8 protein-coding genes, 2 tRNA genes and 4 rRNA genes are annotated in these 16,070 nt (G+C 52.3%); all 14 read left to right on the forward strand.

Going from position 1 to position 16,070, the window contains the following annotated elements; translation table 11 throughout:
- Positions 1 to 1,362, forward strand: a complete 1,362-nt coding sequence (gene dnaA / locus ACP26L_RS00005; protein ID WP_426450408.1) for a chromosomal replication initiator protein DnaA — start codon at positions 1 to 3, stop codon at positions 1,360 to 1,362.
- A 231-nt stretch (positions 1,363 to 1,593) separates the two neighbouring features.
- Complete coding sequence (gene dnaN / locus ACP26L_RS00010; protein WP_426450410.1) at positions 1,594 to 2,736, forward strand: DNA polymerase III subunit beta; 1,143 nt, start codon at positions 1,594 to 1,596, stop codon at positions 2,734 to 2,736.
- A gap of 12 nt (positions 2,737 to 2,748) precedes the next feature.
- Positions 2,749 to 2,964 carry a S4 domain-containing protein YaaA gene (gene yaaA, locus ACP26L_RS00015; protein ID WP_426450411.1) on the forward strand — a complete coding sequence of 72 codons (216 nt, stop codon included), beginning with the start codon at positions 2,749 to 2,751 and terminating at the stop codon, positions 2,962 to 2,964.
- Positions 2,964 to 4,070: a DNA replication/repair protein RecF gene (gene recF / locus ACP26L_RS00020; RefSeq protein ID WP_426450413.1), complete on the forward strand. Its 1,107-nt coding sequence runs from the start codon at positions 2,964 to 2,966 to the stop codon at positions 4,068 to 4,070. Before yaaA ends, recF begins: the two co-directional genes overlap by 1 nt.
- A 29-nt stretch (positions 4,071 to 4,099) precedes the next feature.
- Entirely contained in the window at positions 4,100 to 4,348 is a 249-nt protein-coding gene (remB, locus tag ACP26L_RS00025; protein WP_013913827.1) for an extracellular matrix regulator RemB, read from the forward strand.
- A gap of 90 nt (positions 4,349 to 4,438) precedes the next feature.
- Entirely contained in the window at positions 4,439 to 6,352 is a 1,914-nt protein-coding gene (gene gyrB, locus ACP26L_RS00030; protein WP_426450415.1) for a DNA topoisomerase (ATP-hydrolyzing) subunit B, read from the forward strand.
- Between the two features lie 202 nt (positions 6,353 to 6,554).
- Positions 6,555 to 9,062 carry a DNA gyrase subunit A gene (gyrA, locus tag ACP26L_RS00035; protein ID WP_426450416.1) on the forward strand — a complete coding sequence of 836 codons (2,508 nt, stop codon included), beginning with the start codon at positions 6,555 to 6,557 and terminating at the stop codon, positions 9,060 to 9,062.
- 143 nt (positions 9,063 to 9,205) lie between these two features.
- The gene (locus ACP26L_RS00040) at positions 9,206 to 10,276 is read left to right on the forward strand and encodes an HD-GYP domain-containing protein (protein WP_426450417.1); all 1,071 of its coding nucleotides are present in this window, start codon (positions 9,206 to 9,208) and stop codon (positions 10,274 to 10,276) included.
- A gap of 293 nt (positions 10,277 to 10,569) precedes the next feature.
- A 16S ribosomal RNA gene (locus ACP26L_RS00045) occupies positions 10,570 to 12,106 on the forward strand.
- 130 nt (positions 12,107 to 12,236) lie between these two features.
- Positions 12,237 to 12,353, forward strand: a 5S ribosomal RNA gene (rrf, locus tag ACP26L_RS00050).
- A 46-nt stretch (positions 12,354 to 12,399) separates the two neighbouring features.
- Positions 12,400 to 12,476: transfer RNA gene (locus tag ACP26L_RS00055), tRNA-Ile, on the forward strand.
- Positions 12,477 to 12,497: 21 nt separating this feature from the next.
- Positions 12,498 to 12,573: transfer RNA gene (locus ACP26L_RS00060), tRNA-Ala, on the forward strand.
- A gap of 217 nt (positions 12,574 to 12,790) precedes the next feature.
- Positions 12,791 to 15,711, forward strand: a 23S ribosomal RNA gene (locus ACP26L_RS00065).
- A 163-nt stretch (positions 15,712 to 15,874) separates the two neighbouring features.
- A 5S ribosomal RNA gene (rrf, locus tag ACP26L_RS00070) occupies positions 15,875 to 15,991 on the forward strand.
- Together the 16S, 23S and 5S rRNA genes with 2 tRNA genes alongside form the textbook arrangement of a ribosomal RNA operon.
- The last annotated feature ends 79 nt before the right edge of the window (positions 15,992 to 16,070 follow it).

A 16,070-nucleotide genomic window follows, 5' to 3' on the forward strand; every position in this document is an offset into this window, starting at 1 on the left:
GTGGATAGCCATCCTAACGACCAGTGGCAGCAAGTACTTCTAATATTGCAAAAAAGGGTGAGCAAGCCGAGCTATGAAACCTGGCTCGCGTCCACAAGGGCCGTTGCATTCAACAAATCGACGGTGACGATCTGTGCACCCAACAAATTTGCAAGAGAATGGCTGGAGGACCGCTACACGAAGCACATCAATGAAGCCATTGTCGATTACATGGGCCACCCGGTCGAGCTCAAATTCACCATTGAAGATGAGCAAACGGAAGCTGCCGGCACTCCATCCGAAGCTCTGCCCGTGAAACCGAAGCAGCCGCCTGCAGCTGAAGAAACGTTCAGCCATATGATGAACCCGAAGTATACCTTCGATACGTTCGTCATCGGTGCGGGGAACCGGTTTGCGCACGCAGCGTCGCTGGCCGTCGCTGAAGCGCCGGCCAAAGCTTATAATCCGCTGTTCCTGTACGGAGGCGTCGGACTCGGCAAAACGCACTTGATGCATGCGATCGGCCATTTTGTGCTTGAGCATAATCCAAGCGCCCGCGTACTCTATATCTCGTCCGAGAAGTTTACGAACGAGTTCATTAATGCCATCCGGGACAACCGGGGCGAGAGTTTCCGCGCCAAATACCGCAGTATCGACATTCTTCTTATAGATGATATTCAGTTCCTGGCCGGCAAAGAACAGACGCAGGAAGAATTTTTCCACACGTTCAATGCCCTTCATGAAGAACGCAAGCAGATCATCATTTCGAGTGACCGCCCGCCCAAGGAAATCCCGACGCTGGAAGAGCGCCTGCGCTCCCGCTTCGAATGGGGGCTCATTACGGATATCCAGCCTCCGGACCTGGAGACCCGGATCGCAATTCTTCGGAAGAAAGCCAAGGCGGAGAATCTCGATATTCCGAACGAAGCCATGGTCTACATCGCTAACCAGATCGACTCGAACATCCGGGAGCTGGAAGGTGCCCTGATTCGTGTCGTGGCCTATTCGTCGCTGATCAATGAGGACATTACTTCGCATCTGGCAGCCGAGGCGCTGAAGGATATCATTCCGAGCTCGAGGCCGAAGGTGATCACCATTCAGGATATCCAGGCGAAGGTCGGGGAATTCTATGGACTTAAGATTGAGGATTTTAAAGCGCGGAAGCGGACCAAAACTGTTGCTTTTCCAAGACAGATCGCCATGTATCTCGCCCGCGAAATGACCGATTTCTCCCTGCCTAAGATCGGGGATGCCTTCGGAGGCCGGGACCATACGACGGTCATTCACGCCCATGAGAAAATTTCGGCGGCGCTGAAGGTGGATCAAGATCTCTATAAGATCATCCAGAATATCAGCGAAAAAGTGAAAAACGTGACGATGTAAAGTCACTATATAGCTCATTTATCAGTTATACACAGGCCAGACCCTTGGGATAACCAATCGAATAATGAAGAGCCTATGCACAAACTATTCACATGTGGATAGGCTTTTCTTATGCCCCTTTCGGCTACATATCCACATATCCTCAGCCCCTACTACTATTACTAATAAAAAAAAGGTAATATAGAGGTATATGCTGTATCCGACTATTTTAGAACCTGTAGGAGTGACATTATGAAGTTAACGGTACTGAAAGAATATCTGAACGAGTCCATACAGCACGTATCGAAGGCCATTTCCAGCAAAACGACCATTCCCATCCTGGGCGGTATCAAAATAGACGCGGATTCGACCGGAATGACGTTGACCGCAAGCGATACGGACATCTCCATTCAGAGCTTTATCCCAAAAGAGAAGAACGAAATTTCCGTTATCGATCTGAAGCAGACCGGCAGCGTCGTACTGCCATCCAAATTTTTTGTCGAGATTATTCGAAAGCTGCCGGCGCAGCAGGTCGAAATCGAAGTGAAGGAAGGTTTCCACACCACCATTCGCTCCGGTTCTTCTGAAATTCAGCTGGTCGGCCTTGATCCCGAAGAATATCCGATCATGCCGGGCATTGAAGAGAACAAACGGATCCAGATTCCAAGCGATCTGCTTAAGACGATGATCAAGCAGACGGCCTTCGCCGTTTCGACGAATGAGGCCACCCCTATTCTTACAGGAATCCTGTGGACCATTGCCGATGGTAAGCTCAAGTTCACCGCCTGTGACAGACATCGTCTGGCCAGCCGCGAAACGAACATTGATACCGAAGAAGGCCTCGTTCTGAATAACGTCTCAATCTCCGGCAAGACGCTGAACGAGTTGTCCAAGATTTTGCCGGATCAGAACACGCTGATTGATGTCGTGTTCGCCGAGAATCAGGTGCTGTTCAAGATGAGCTCCATTCTCTTCTACTCGCGGATTCTGGACGGTACCTATCCCGATACGTCGAAGCTCATCCCGCAGTCATACCAGACCGAGCTTGTCATCAACACCGACGACCTGGCCGATGCGATCGACCGTGCTTATTTGCTGTCCCGTGAAGAGAAGACGAATATCGTCAAGCTGATCATGCGTGAAGACCAGACCATCGAGATCTCCTCCTCTTCCTCCGAGCTTGGCAAGGTCACAGAAGAACTGACGGCTGCCCGCCTGAACGGAGAGCTGCTCCGGATCTCTTTTAACTCCAAATATATGCTCGATGCGTTGAAGGTAATGGATTCCGAGCAGATTCATATTGGTTTTACCGGTGCGATGCAGCCGATCATTATCCGGCCGGACGAAAATTCGAGCCTGCTGCAGCTCATCCTGCCTTACAGAACGACAGGCTAAAGGAGCAAACCCATGAAAACCGTATCTATCCACACCGAATACATCACCCTCGGCCAGTTTCTGAAGCTTGCCGACTGCATATCCACAGGTGGACAAGCCAAACCATTTCTTGAAGAAACGCCGATTACCGTGAACGGGGAGCCGGAGCACCGCCGCGGCCGAAAGCTTCGCCCATCTGACATCATTAAGGTGCAGGGATGCGGGGATTTTCAGGTGGTTCAGGGCTGATGCAGTTAACCCGGCTGGCTCTGCAAAATTACCGAAATTATGAACAGATGGAGTTTCGGACCGATGCGATGGTGAATATCATCGTAGGCCCGAATGCACAGGGGAAGACGAATCTGCTGGAATCCATCTTTGTTCTGGCCCTGACGAAGTCCCACCGGACCAATCAGGACAAGGAACTCATCCGATGGGATACCAAAGCGGCACAGCTGCACGCCGAAGTAGACAAGCGCTACGGAGCCGTGCAGCTGGATTTGTCTATTTCGCAACAGGGCAAGAAAGCCAAGATTAACGGGCTGGAGCAAAAGAAGCTGAGCAACTTCATCGGTTCTCTGAATGTCGTCATGTTCGCGCCGGAGGACCTGGAGATCGTGAAGGGCTCGCCGGGTGTCCGGCGGCGCTTTCTTGACATGGAGATCGGACAGGTTCATCCTTCCTATCTCTACGATCTGTCGCAGTACAACAAGATCCTGGTGCAGCGCAATAATTACCTCAAACAACTGTTCTCCTCTTCCTCCCCGGCTCCACTTTTGGAAGTTTGGAATGAACAGTTGGCTTCTTTTGGTATTAAAATTATGAAAAAACGTCAAAGCTTTATAAAGAAGCTGCAGGCTTGGGCGGAGAAGATCCATTCGGGGATCACAAACGGCGGAGAACAGCTGCGAATTGACTATGAAAGCCCGCTGTCCGGCAGCCTGGAGGAAGATGAAGCTGTTTTATTCGACCAATTTATGATAAAGTTATCACAGGTAAAGGATCAGGAGCTGCGCCGCGGCGTGTCGCTGGTAGGGCCTCACCGTGACGATTTAAGGTTCTATATCAACGGCAAGGAAGCACAGACGTTCGGTTCTCAAGGTCAGCAGCGGACAACCGCATTGTCGCTGAAGCTGGCCGAGATCGAGCTGATTCATGAAGAAGTCGGTGAATACCCCCTCCTTCTGCTGGATGATGTGCTGTCCGAGCTGGACCGCTTCCGGCAGACGCAGCTCATCGAGACGTTTCAGCGAAAGGTGCAGACCTTCATCACAACGACCGGCATTGAAAGTGTGGATGTTTCCAAACTCGAAAGCGCTTCTGTCATTCATGTACGCAGCGGAAGCTTGACATAGATAGTTATGCCGATAAGGAGAGGGCCTGCATGTTTATCCATTTGGGCGGGGAGAAAATTATTCGCGCATCGGAGCTTGTCGCCATTTTTGACTTATCCATCGAAAAATCCTCTAAAATATCCAAGCAGTTCGTAACCTATGCCAGCAAGGAGAAGCGCGTGGAAGTCATAGGCGACGAAGAGAGCAAATCGCTGGTGGTCACCCAGTCCAAGGTGTACTACTCCCCGATCTCTTCCATGACGCTCAAGAAACGCGCTCATCAGCTGCTGACGAACTAGCACGACCATAAAGCCTCTCTGCTCAGATATAAACTTCTTAGAAAAGGCTTCGAAAGAAGCTTTTCTTATTACGGAAAAGTGGGTGTCTGCATGTCTGTAAATCCAGGTACGACCTATGATGAAAGTCAGATCCAGGTGCTTGAAGGTCTGGAGGCGGTACGAAAGCGGCCCGGTATGTATATCGGCTCGACGAGCGCCCGGGGCCTTCATCACCTGGTGTGGGAAGTTGTCGACAACAGTATCGACGAAGCGCTTGCGGGGTACTGTACGCGTATTGAGGTTATTGTTCACAAGGATAATTCCGTTACCGTTATCGATAACGGTCGTGGGATTCCGGTAGGGGAACACCCCAAGCTGAAAAAATCGACGCTCGAAGTCGTGCTCACCGTTCTTCATGCCGGCGGTAAGTTCGGCGGTGAGGGCTATAAAGTTTCGGGCGGTCTGCACGGCGTCGGTGTATCCGTCGTGAATGCTTTATCCAAAAAGCTCGAGGTACAGGTCAAACGGGAAGGCAAGGTCTATCAGCAGGAATACCGCTGTGGGGCCCCTCAGTATGACATCAAGGAGATCGGTGAATCCGAGCTGACCGGTACCCAGGTTACCTTCTGGCCGGACGAAGAGATTTTCACGGAGACGACGGAATATGACTTCGATACCCTTCAATCGCGTATTCGTGAACTGGCGTTTTTGAACAAGGGCATTGAGATTGTGCTGACCGATGAGCGTACGGATATCTCCCAGACGTTCATATACGAGGGGGGTATTATTTCATTCGTCGAGCACTTGAACCAGAACCGGGAACCGGTGCACCAACCGCCGATCTATGTGGAAGGCGAGAAGGATCATATTCAGGTTGAAGTTGCGCTTCAGTACAACGACAGCTATACGGAGAACATCTACTCGTTCGCGAACAACATCAATACCCATGAGGGCGGAACCCACGAGTCCGGATTCAAGAGTGCCCTTACCCGGATTTTGAATGAGTACGCGCGCAAATATAACGCGATCAAAGACAGTGACGCTAACCTGTCCGGTGACGATGTCCGTGAAGGCCTGACGGCGATCATCTCCGTCAAGATTCCGGATCCTCAGTTCGAGGGACAGACGAAGACGAAGCTCGGCAACAGCGAGGTCCGCGGGATTGTGGAGTCCTTGTTCGCCGAGAAGCTCGAAGAGTTCCTGCAGGAGAACCCCGCTATCGCGAAGAAGATCGTGGAGAAAGGCGTGCAGGCCCAGCGGGCCCGTGAAGCGGCGCGCAAAGCCCGTGAGCTTACCCGGCGCAAGAGCGCCCTGGAGGTCAGCTCCCTTCCCGGCAAGCTGGCCGACTGCTCTTCGAAAGACGCTTCGATCTCCGAAGTGTATATCGTCGAAGGGGACTCGGCAGGCGGCTCCGCCAAGCAGGGACGCGACCGTCACTTCCAGGCAATCCTGCCGCTGCGCGGTAAGATTCTCAACGTCGAGAAGGCACGTCTCGACAAGATTTTGTCCAATGCGGAGATCCGTGCGATCATTACCGCCTTGGGTACGGGAATCGGGGAGGACTTCGACATCTCCAAAGCCCGCTATCACAAAATCATTATCATGACGGACGCGGACGTCGACGGAGCGCATATTCGGACGCTGCTCCTCACCTTCTTCTTCCGCTACATGCGCAAACTGATCGAAGCGGGATTCGTGTACATCGCACAGCCGCCTCTCTACAAGCTCGAGCGGAACAAGACGGTCCGCTACGCATACAACGACAAGCAGCGCGAAGCCATCATGGCGGAATTCGGTGAAGGCGCCAAGGTCAACGTCCAGCGCTACAAGGGTCTCGGAGAGATGAACCCGGGCCAGCTGTGGGAGACGACCATGGATCCGGACAGCCGTACGCTACTGCAGGTCAGCATCCAGGACGCCATCGACGCCGACGTCGTATTCGATACCCTGATGGGCGATGCAGTCGAACCGCGGCGCGATTTTATTCAGCTCCACGCAAGATACGTGAAGAACCTGGATATTTAAAATTATTATTGCATTGCCCATAACCGGACCCTCGGGTCCACATGCGGATCTGCTGCAGCGAGGCATTTCATTCGGCCTGCAGCAGTTTCGCGGTTTTCAGGGATCTAGCAGTCCCCTCCGCAGGAGAACGTTGTTTTTATATTGTCCTACCATCATCCTTTGACTTAAGGCCTAATCCAGTGAAGTAATGTAGGAGGTACCAATGTCGGAAGAACCTCGTTCGCAAGTAAAAGAAATTGATATCGGTTCGGAAATGCGCACCTCCTTTATGGACTATGCGATGAGTATCATCGTCTCCCGTGCGCTCCCGGATGTCCGGGACGGCTTGAAGCCGGTGCACAGACGGATTCTCTTTGCCATGTCCGAGCTCGGTATGTCCCCGGACAAGCCGTACAAGAAGTCTGCGAGAATCGTCGGTGAAGTTATCGGTAAGTATCACCCCCACGGGGATTCCGCCGTGTATGAGACGATGGTCCGTATGGCGCAGGATTTCTCACTGCGCTACATGCTCGTGGACGGTCACGGAAACTTCGGTTCCATTGACGGCGATATGGCAGCGGCTATGCGTTATACGGAAGCCCGTCTGTCCAAGATTGCCATGGAGCTGCTGCGTGATATCAACAAAGAAACGATCGATTTCGTTCCGAACTATGACGGTGAGGAACATGAGCCGGCCGTACTTCCGTCCCGTTTCCCCAACCTTTTGGTGAACGGTCTGTCGGGGATCGCAGTCGGGATGGCAACCAACATTCCGCCGCATAACCTGACCGAAGTGATCAACGGGGTTCAGCAGCTGATCCAGAACCCGGAGGTCACTCCGCTGGAGCTCATGCAGTCGATCAAGGGGCCGGACTTCCCTACGGGCGGCTATATTATGGGCCGTGAGGGAATCAAGCAGGCCTATGCGACGGGCCGAGGCTCGGTCATCATGCGTGCGAAAACCCTGATTGAGGAGAACGGCAACAAAGCCAGAATCATCGTTTATGAGCTTCCTTACCAGGTAAATAAGGCCCGGTTGATCGAGAAGATCGCCGAGCTTGTGCGTGAGAAGAAAATCGACGGGATTACGGACCTGCGGGATGAATCGGACCGCAACGGCATGCGCATCGTGATTGAGCTGCGCAGAGATGTCAATCCGAATGTCGTTTTGAATAATTTGTACAAACAAACCGCCATGCAGTCCAATTTCGGCATTATTATGCTGGCCTTGGTGAATGGCGAGCCGAAGGTGCTGAATCTTCGGGATGTCCTCTTCCACTACCTGGAGCACCAGAAGGAAGTCATCCGCCGGAGAACCGAATTTGAGCTGCGCAAGGCGGAAGCACGTGCCCATATTCTTGAAGGCCTTCGTATTGCACTTGACCATCTCGATGAGGTCATCGCGTTAATCCGTGCCTCCCGCACGACGGAGGAGGCCAGAGAAGGCCTCATGACCCGGTTCGGGCTCAGCTTCGATCAGGCGCAGGCGATTCTGGACATGCGTTTGCAGCGTCTCACCGGGTTGGAGCGCCAGAAGATCGAGGAAGAGTATGCCGAGCTGCTTAAGAAAATCGCCGAGTATAAAGCCATTCTGGCCGATGAGCAGCTTGTGCTGGAAATTATCAGCAATGAGCTTAATGAAATCAAAGAGAAGTTCGGAGATGACCGGCGTTCGGAGATTACCATCGGCGAGGAAAGCATCGAAGATGAAGATCTCATTCCTCAGAGTGACGTTGTCATCACCATTACCCATACCGGCTACATCAAGCGTCTGCCTGTGACGACATACCGCAGTCAGCGCCGCGGCGGCAAAGGGATTATGGGCATGGACACGAAGGATAAAGACTTTGTGGAACACCTCTTTGTCACGAACACTCACCACTACCTGCTGTTCTTTACGAACAAAGGCAAGGTTTACCGCTTGAAGGCGTATGAGATTCCAGATCTCAGCCGTACGGCCAGAGGAACGCCGATCATCAACCTGATTCAGATCGAACAGGGGGAGACGATAAATGCGGTCATTCCGGTGGAAGCCTTTGATTCGGACAAGTACCTGTTCTTTGCATCGAAGAAAGGACTTGTGAAGAAGACTTCGCTGGACGATTACAGCAACATCCGCAAAGGCGGTTTGATTGCGATCACGCTGCGCGAAGATGATGACCTGATTGGTGTGCGGTTAACCGACGGCAACCAGTCTATCATTATGGGGACGGCACAAGGCATGTCAATCCACTTCCCGGAGAACGAAGTGCGCCCGATGGGCCGCTCGGCTACGGGGGTTAAAGGGATCCAGCTGGATGAAGAAGACCATGTGATCGATATGGACGTCGTCCACCAGGATAACAGCGTTCTAATCGTTACCTCGAAGGGATTCGGCAAGCGTACTCCGGTATCGGAATACCGTCTTCAGTCACGCGGAGGTAAGGGGATCAAGACCCTGAACGTGACGTCCAAGAACGGACCCGTAGTGGGCTTGAAAGTCGTGCAGGAAGAGGAAGATCTCATGATCATTACCGCTTTCGGTACGGTGATCCGGACAAGCATGTCCGGTATCTCCTTGATGGGACGCAACACACAGGGGGTTCGCTTGATCAACATCCGGGAGGAAGATGAAGTGTCTACCTTAGCTCGGGTGGAGAAGAGCGAAGATTCCGGGGAAGATCTGGAAGGCGAAGAAGCCGGAGAGATTCAAGATACGGAAGAAGGCTTGGATGAACCCGCTGAAGAATAACCAATAGTATCCGAGAAGAATGGGGCTTACATCCCCATTCTTTTTGATTTATAATGGGTTTACGTAGGTCTCCGGTCTTGGTTTTGCGGAAGTGGGCCTATACTGCAAGAGCTTGCATACTGAAGGCAAAGAGAGGGATTTTTATGGCACCCGTCCCTGTTTCCCAATTAAAGTACGGCGACAGAATTAGTGAGAATGTAGTGACGAAGAGAAATCAGGTTCTCTTTCCTAAGGGAAAAGTGATCTCTGGCAGGGATATGGAAATTTTGCAGGCATTCCTTATTTCTTCCGTTGAGATAGAGTCAAAGAACGGAGGGAAGGAAGCTGCACAGGAGTCTCCGGCAGTCTCAGATAAGCCGGAAGCCGTTACATCGAACTTCCAGGAACAATACGATAAGATGCTCCGCTTGCTCAGACAGATATTTGATAGTGTGGGCCCCGGTGGACAAGCTCCTCCAATTTTAGAGATCCGGACGGCACTCGAGGGGTTGATTCGCCATATTGACCAATACAACGTACTCACCTTCAGCCCGCGTCTGTTTCAGCTGACAGACTATATGTACCATAACAGCATTATGGTGGGACTTACCTCCTTTCAATTGGCTAGATGGCATGGCTGCGCGGCCAAGGATTTAATTCCCATCGCATTGGCGGGGCTTTTGCATGATATCGGAAACGCAAAGTTGGATGCCTCCATTCTGTTCAAACCGGATGCACTTACATCTGCGGAGCTTGAAGGAATGAAGAAGCATACGATCCTCGGTTACAATATTCTAAAAGGCGTTGCAGCGATCAACGAAGGGGTTAAGCTTTGTGCACTGCAGCATCATGAACGTGAGGACGGCACGGGATATCCGCTTGGAATTACGGGTGATAAGATTCATCTCTATGCGAAGATTGTTGCCGTTACCGACATGTTCCATGCCATGACGTCTGACCGGTTTCATAAGAGGGCCAAGTCACGGTACTTGGTGCTTGAAGAGCTGCTCCAGGAATCGTTCGGCAAACTGGACCCTGCGATCGTCCAGACCTTTATTCAGAAGGTAACTTCGTTCCACAACGGTACACTGGTTAAGCTGAACGACGGGCGCTCCGGCGAGATTGTATTCTCTGACCGCTCGAATCCTACAAGGCCCTGGGTTAACGTAAACGGGAGCATTATCAATTTGACGGTGGAACGGAATCTATACATTTTGGATGTGCTTTCTTCTTAAAAACTCAGATAAGAGCAAACCAAAAAATATCCGTACTTTACAGAAATAGAGGAGTCTTCGTTTATTAGGAGCGGGGACTTCTTTTTATTAGTTTTTCAGATTGCTTTATGAATTTTCAAAAAAACTCTTGCATTACAGTAGGCTGCTGTGATATATTGATCAAGTCGCCGCTGAACAGGTGGCGAAAACAAACATGACATTGCCCTTTGAAAACTGAACAACGAGTGAGTGTTAAATATAGAGACTCAGCGATGAGTTTCTGCCAAGCTTCAAAATGAGTCATCAGCTTTTCTTTAATGGAGAGTTTGATCCTGGCTCAGGACGAACGCTGGCGGCGTGCCTAATACATGCAAGTCGAGCGGAGCACTTCGGTGCTTAGCGGCGGACGGGTGAGTAACACGTAGGCAACCTGCCTGTAAGATCGGGATAACTACCGGAAACGGTAGCTAAGACCGGATAGCTGGTTTCGGTGCATGCCGGAATCATGAAACACGGGGTAACCTGTGGCTTACGGATGGGCCTGCGGCGCATTAGCTAGTTGGCGGGGTAATGGCCCACCAAGGCGACGATGCGTAGCCGACCTGAGAGGGTGATCGGCCACACTGGGACTGAGACACGGCCCAGACTCCTACGGGAGGCAGCAGTAGGGAATCTTCCGCAATGGGCGCAAGCCTGACGGAGCAACGCCGCGTGAGTGATGAAGGTTTTCGGATCGTAAAGCTCTGTTGCCAGGGAAGAATGTCGTGGAGAGTAACTGCTCTGCGAATGACGGTACCTGAGAAGAAAGCCCCGGCTAACTACGTGCCAGCAGCCGCGGTAATACGTAGGGGGCAAGCGTTGTCCGGAATTATTGGGCGTAAAGCGCGCGCAGGCGGTTTTTTAAGTCTGGTGTTTAAGCCCGGGGCTCAACCCCGGTTCGCACCGGAAACTGGAAGACTTGAGTGCAGGAGAGGAAAGCGGAATTCCACGTGTAGCGGTGAAATGCGTAGAGATGTGGAGGAACACCAGTGGCGAAGGCGGCTTTCTGGACTGTAACTGACGCTGAGGCGCGAAAGCGTGGGGAGCAAACAGGATTAGATACCCTGGTAGTCCACGCCGTAAACGATGAGTGCTAGGTGTTAGGGGTTTCGATACCCTTGGTGCCGAAGTAAACACAATAAGCACTCCGCCTGGGGAGTACGCTCGCAAGAGTGAAACTCAAAGGAATTGACGGGGACCCGCACAAGCAGTGGAGTATGTGGTTTAATTCGAAGCAACGCGAAGAACCTTACCAGGTCTTGACATCCCTCTGAAAGCCCTAGAGATAGGGTCCTCCTTCGGGACAGAGGTGACAGGTGGTGCATGGTTGTCGTCAGCTCGTGTCGTGAGATGTTGGGTTAAGTCCCGCAACGAGCGCAACCCTTGACTTTAGTTGCCAGCATTAAGTTGGGCACTCTAGAGTGACTGCCGGTGACAAACCGGAGGAAGGTGGGGATGACGTCAAATCATCATGCCCCTTATGACCTGGGCTACACACGTACTACAATGGCCGGTACAACGGGAAGCGAAGTCGCGAGATGGAGCGAATCCTTAGAAGCCGGTCTCAGTTCGGATTGCAGGCTGCAACTCGCCTGCATGAAGTCGGAATTGCTAGTAATCGCGGATCAGCATGCCGCGGTGAATACGTTCCCGGGTCTTGTACACACCGCCCGTCACACCACGAGAGTTTACAACACCCGAAGCCGGTGGGGTAACCCGCAAGGGGGCCAGCCGTCGAAGGTGGGGTAGATGATTGGGGTGAAGTCGTAACAAGGTAGCCGTATCGGAAGGTGCGGCTGGATCACCTCCTTTCTATGGAGATCATGGCCATGAAGATGGCCGGATCAAATCGGCAGCGCAAGCTGCAAAAGCCGCGCAAGCGGGACACTCACTCGTGTTCAGTTTTGAAAGGTGCAATACCTTTCAACAAGATATTCTTTCGTTTGGTGATGATGGCGGAAGGGAACCACGCGTACCCATCCCGAACACGAACGTTAAGCCTTCCAGCGTCGATGGTACTTGGACCGCAGGGTCCTGGGAGAGTAGAACGTCGCCAAGCAAGCCCACCTTGGGTGGGCTTTTGTTATGAAACCATATCTTGATACGGGCCCTTAGCTCAGCTGGTTAGAGCGCACCCCTGATAAGGGTGAGGTCGGTGGTTCGAGTCCACTAGGGCCCACCATATAATTTTATACATTCCCATGGGGCCATAGCTCAGCTGGGAGAGCGCCTGCCTTGCAAGCAGGAGGTCAGCGGTTCGATCCCGCTTGGCTCCACCAAATTTCTTCTTGAAATGCCTAGAATTTTGTGGTAGAATCCTTTTTGTCGCCGCAAAAGTCGACAGCATTATCGTTTGTTCCTTGAAAACTGGATATACGAAACAAACTAGCTGAAGTATCTAATGTTTTTTATTAGCTGCCTAGCGGGATGTTTTATTTTGGTAGTGACCTTTGAGCGAAGCTCAACGGAACGCAAAATAAAATCATCGAGCGACTTGGTTAAGCTATTAAGAGCACACGGAGGATGCCTAGGCACCAGGAGCCGAAGAAGGACGTGGCGAACAACGATAACGCCTCGGGGAGCCGTAAGCAGGCTTTGATCCGGGGATGTCCGAATGGGGAAACCCACATGTGGTAATTCGCATGTACCATGCAGTGAATACATAGCTGCATCGGAGGCAGACGAGGGGAACTGAAACATCTAAGTACCCTCAGGAAAAGAAAACAATAGTGATTCCGTCAGTAGCGGCGAGCGAAAGCGGAGAAGCCCAAACCAAGGAGCTTGCTCCTTGGGGTTGTAGGACGTCAATGTGGGTTAAGCAGAGTAGGCGAACAGGTCTGGAAAGGCCGGCCAGAGTGGGTAAAAGCCCCGTAACCGAAATTCTGCGAACACCCTAGACGGATCCTGAGTACCGCGAGACACGTGAAACCTCGTGGGAAACCGGCAGGACCATCTGCCAAGGCTAAATACTCCCTGGTGACCGATAGTGAAGCAGTACCGTGAGGGAAAGGTGAAAAGAACCGCGGGAGCGGAGTGAAAAAGAACCTGAAACCGTGTGCTTACAAGAAGTCAGAGCCCGTTCATGGGTGATGGCGTGCCTTTTGTAGAATGAACCGGCGAGTTACGTTCCCGTGCGAGGTTAAGGTGAGAAGCCGCAGCCGCAGCGAAAGCGAGTCTGAATAGGGCGAATGAGTACGTGGACGTAGACCCGAAACCGTGTGATCTACCCCTGTCCAGGGTGAAGGTGCGGTAACACGCACTGGAGGCCCGAACCCACGAATGTTGAAAAATTCGGGGATGAGGTGGGGGTAGCGGAGAAATTCCAATCGAACTCGGAGATAGCTGGTTCTCCCCGAAATAGCTTTAGGGCTAGCCTCGGGTTAGCGTTGCGGAGGTAAAGCACTGATTGGGTGCGGGGCCCGCCAAGGGTTACCAAGTCCAGTCAAACTCTGAATGCCGCAAACGTGATGCCCGGGAGTCAGACAGTGAGTGCTAAGATCCATTGTCAAGAGGGAAACAGCCCAGATCATCAGCTAAGGTCCCCAAGTGTGTGTTAAGTGGGAAAGGATGTGGAGTTGCACAGACAACCAGGATGTTGGCTTAGAAGCAGCCACCATTGAAAGAGTGCGTAATAGCTCACTGGTCGAGTGACTCTGCGCCGAAAATGTAACGGGGCTAAACACACCACCGAAGCTATGACTAGATATCTATGATATCCTGGGGTAGGGGAGCGTTGTATGCGGGTTGAAGGTTGATCGTGAGGACAGCTGGACTGCATACAAGTGAGAATGCCGGTATGAGTAACGAAAAGATCAGTGAGAATCTGATCCGCCGAAAGCCTAAGGGTTCCTGAGGAAGGCTCGTCCGCTCAGGGTAAGTCGGGACCTAAGGCGAGGCCGAAAGGCGTAGTCGAAGGACAACAGGTTGAAATTCCTGTACCACCGTGAACCGTTATGAGCAATGGGGTGACGCAGAAGGATAGTGACGCGAGCTGATGGATGCTCGTCCAAGCAGTGAGGCTGATGTGCAGGCAAATCCGCACATCGTAAGGCTGAGCTGTGATGGGGAGGGAAACTTAAGTACCGAAGGTCATGAGTTCAGGCTGCCAAGAAAAGCCTCTAGCCAGGGAGAAGGTGCCCGTACCGCAAACCGACACAGGTAGGCGAGCAGAGCATGCTAAGGCGCGCGGAAGAACTCTCGTTAAGGAACTCGGCAAAATGACCCCGTAACTTCGGGAGAAGGGGTGCCTCGGTAGGGTGAATAGCCCGAGGGGGCCGCAGTGAAAAGGCCCAAGCGACTGTTTAGCAAAAACACAGGTCTGTGCGAAGCCGCAAGGCGAAGTATACGGGCTGACGCCTGCCCGGTGCTGGAAGGTTAAGGGGAGCGGTTAGGGGTAACCCGAAGCTGTGAACCGAAGCCCCAGTAAACGGCGGCCGTAACTATAACGGTCCTAAGGTAGCGAAATTCCTTGTCAGGTAAATTCTGACCCGCACGAATGGCGTAACGACTTGGGCGCTGTCTCGACGAGAGATCCGGTGAAATTTTAATACCTGTGAAGATGCAGGTTACCCGCGACAAGACGGAAAGACCCCATGGAGCTTTACTGCAGCTTGATATTGGACTTTGGTACGATCTGTACAGGATAGGTGGGAGCCTGAGAAGCCTGAGCGCCAGCTTGGGTGGAGGCGCCGTTGGGATACCACCCTGATCGTATCGGAGTTCTAACCTGGTACCGTGATCCGGTGCGGGGACAGTGTCAGGTGGGCAGTTTGACTGGGGCGGTCGCCTCCTAAAGCGTAACGGAGGCGCCCCAAGGTTCCCTCAGAATGGTTGGAAATCATTCGAAGAGTGCAAAGGCATAAGGGAGCTTGACTGCGAGACAAACAGGTCGAGCAGGGACGAAAGTCGGGCTTAGTGATCCGGTGGTACCGAATGGAAGGGCCATCGCTCAACGGATAAAAGCTACCCTGGGGATAACAGGCTTATCTCCCCCAAGAGTCCACATCGACGGGGAGGTTTGGCACCTCGATGTCGGCTCATCGCATCCTGGGGCTGAAGTAGGTCCCAAGGGTTGGGCTGTTCGCCCATTAAAGCGGTACGCGAGCTGGGTTCAGAACGTCGTGAGACAGTTCGGTCCCTATCTGTCGCGGGCGCAGGAAATTTGAGAGGAGCTGTCCTTAGTACGAGAGGACCGGGATGGACGTACCGCTGGTGTACCAGTTGTTCCGCCAGGAGCACGGCTGGATAGCCAAGTACGGACGGGATAAGCGCTGAAAGCATCTAAGCGTGAAGCCCCCCTCAAGATGAGATTTCCCAATTAGTAAGACCCCTTGTAGACGACGAGGTTGATAGGTTCGGGGTGGAAGCGCGGCAACGTGTGGAGCTGACGAATACTAATCGGTCGAGGGCTTATCCACTAGCTTCCGCAAGGAAGCGGCAGCAGTAATGTAGATGTTAGTCTTAAGCTAGCGAGTGAGGATATATCATTTTGGTAGTGACCTTTGTGCGAAGCACAACGGAACGCAAAATGATATACCCGAATGTATATCCAGTTTTCAAGGTACAAGCCTTGAATAATCGTTTGGTGATGATGGCGGAAGGGAACCACGCGTACCCATCCCGAACACGAACGTTAAGCCTTCCAGCGTCGATGGTACTTGGACCGCAGGGTCCTGGGAGAGTAGAACGTCGCCAAGCAAAAAGAGCCTTTTTGGAAATTATCCGAAAGGGTTCTTTTTTTATTTAAAACATGGATGAAAACCCATGAAAATGCACC

Source organism: Paenibacillus sp. S-38 (assembly GCF_049942825.1).
GTDB lineage: Bacteria > Bacillota > Bacilli > Paenibacillales > NBRC-103111 > Paenibacillus_G.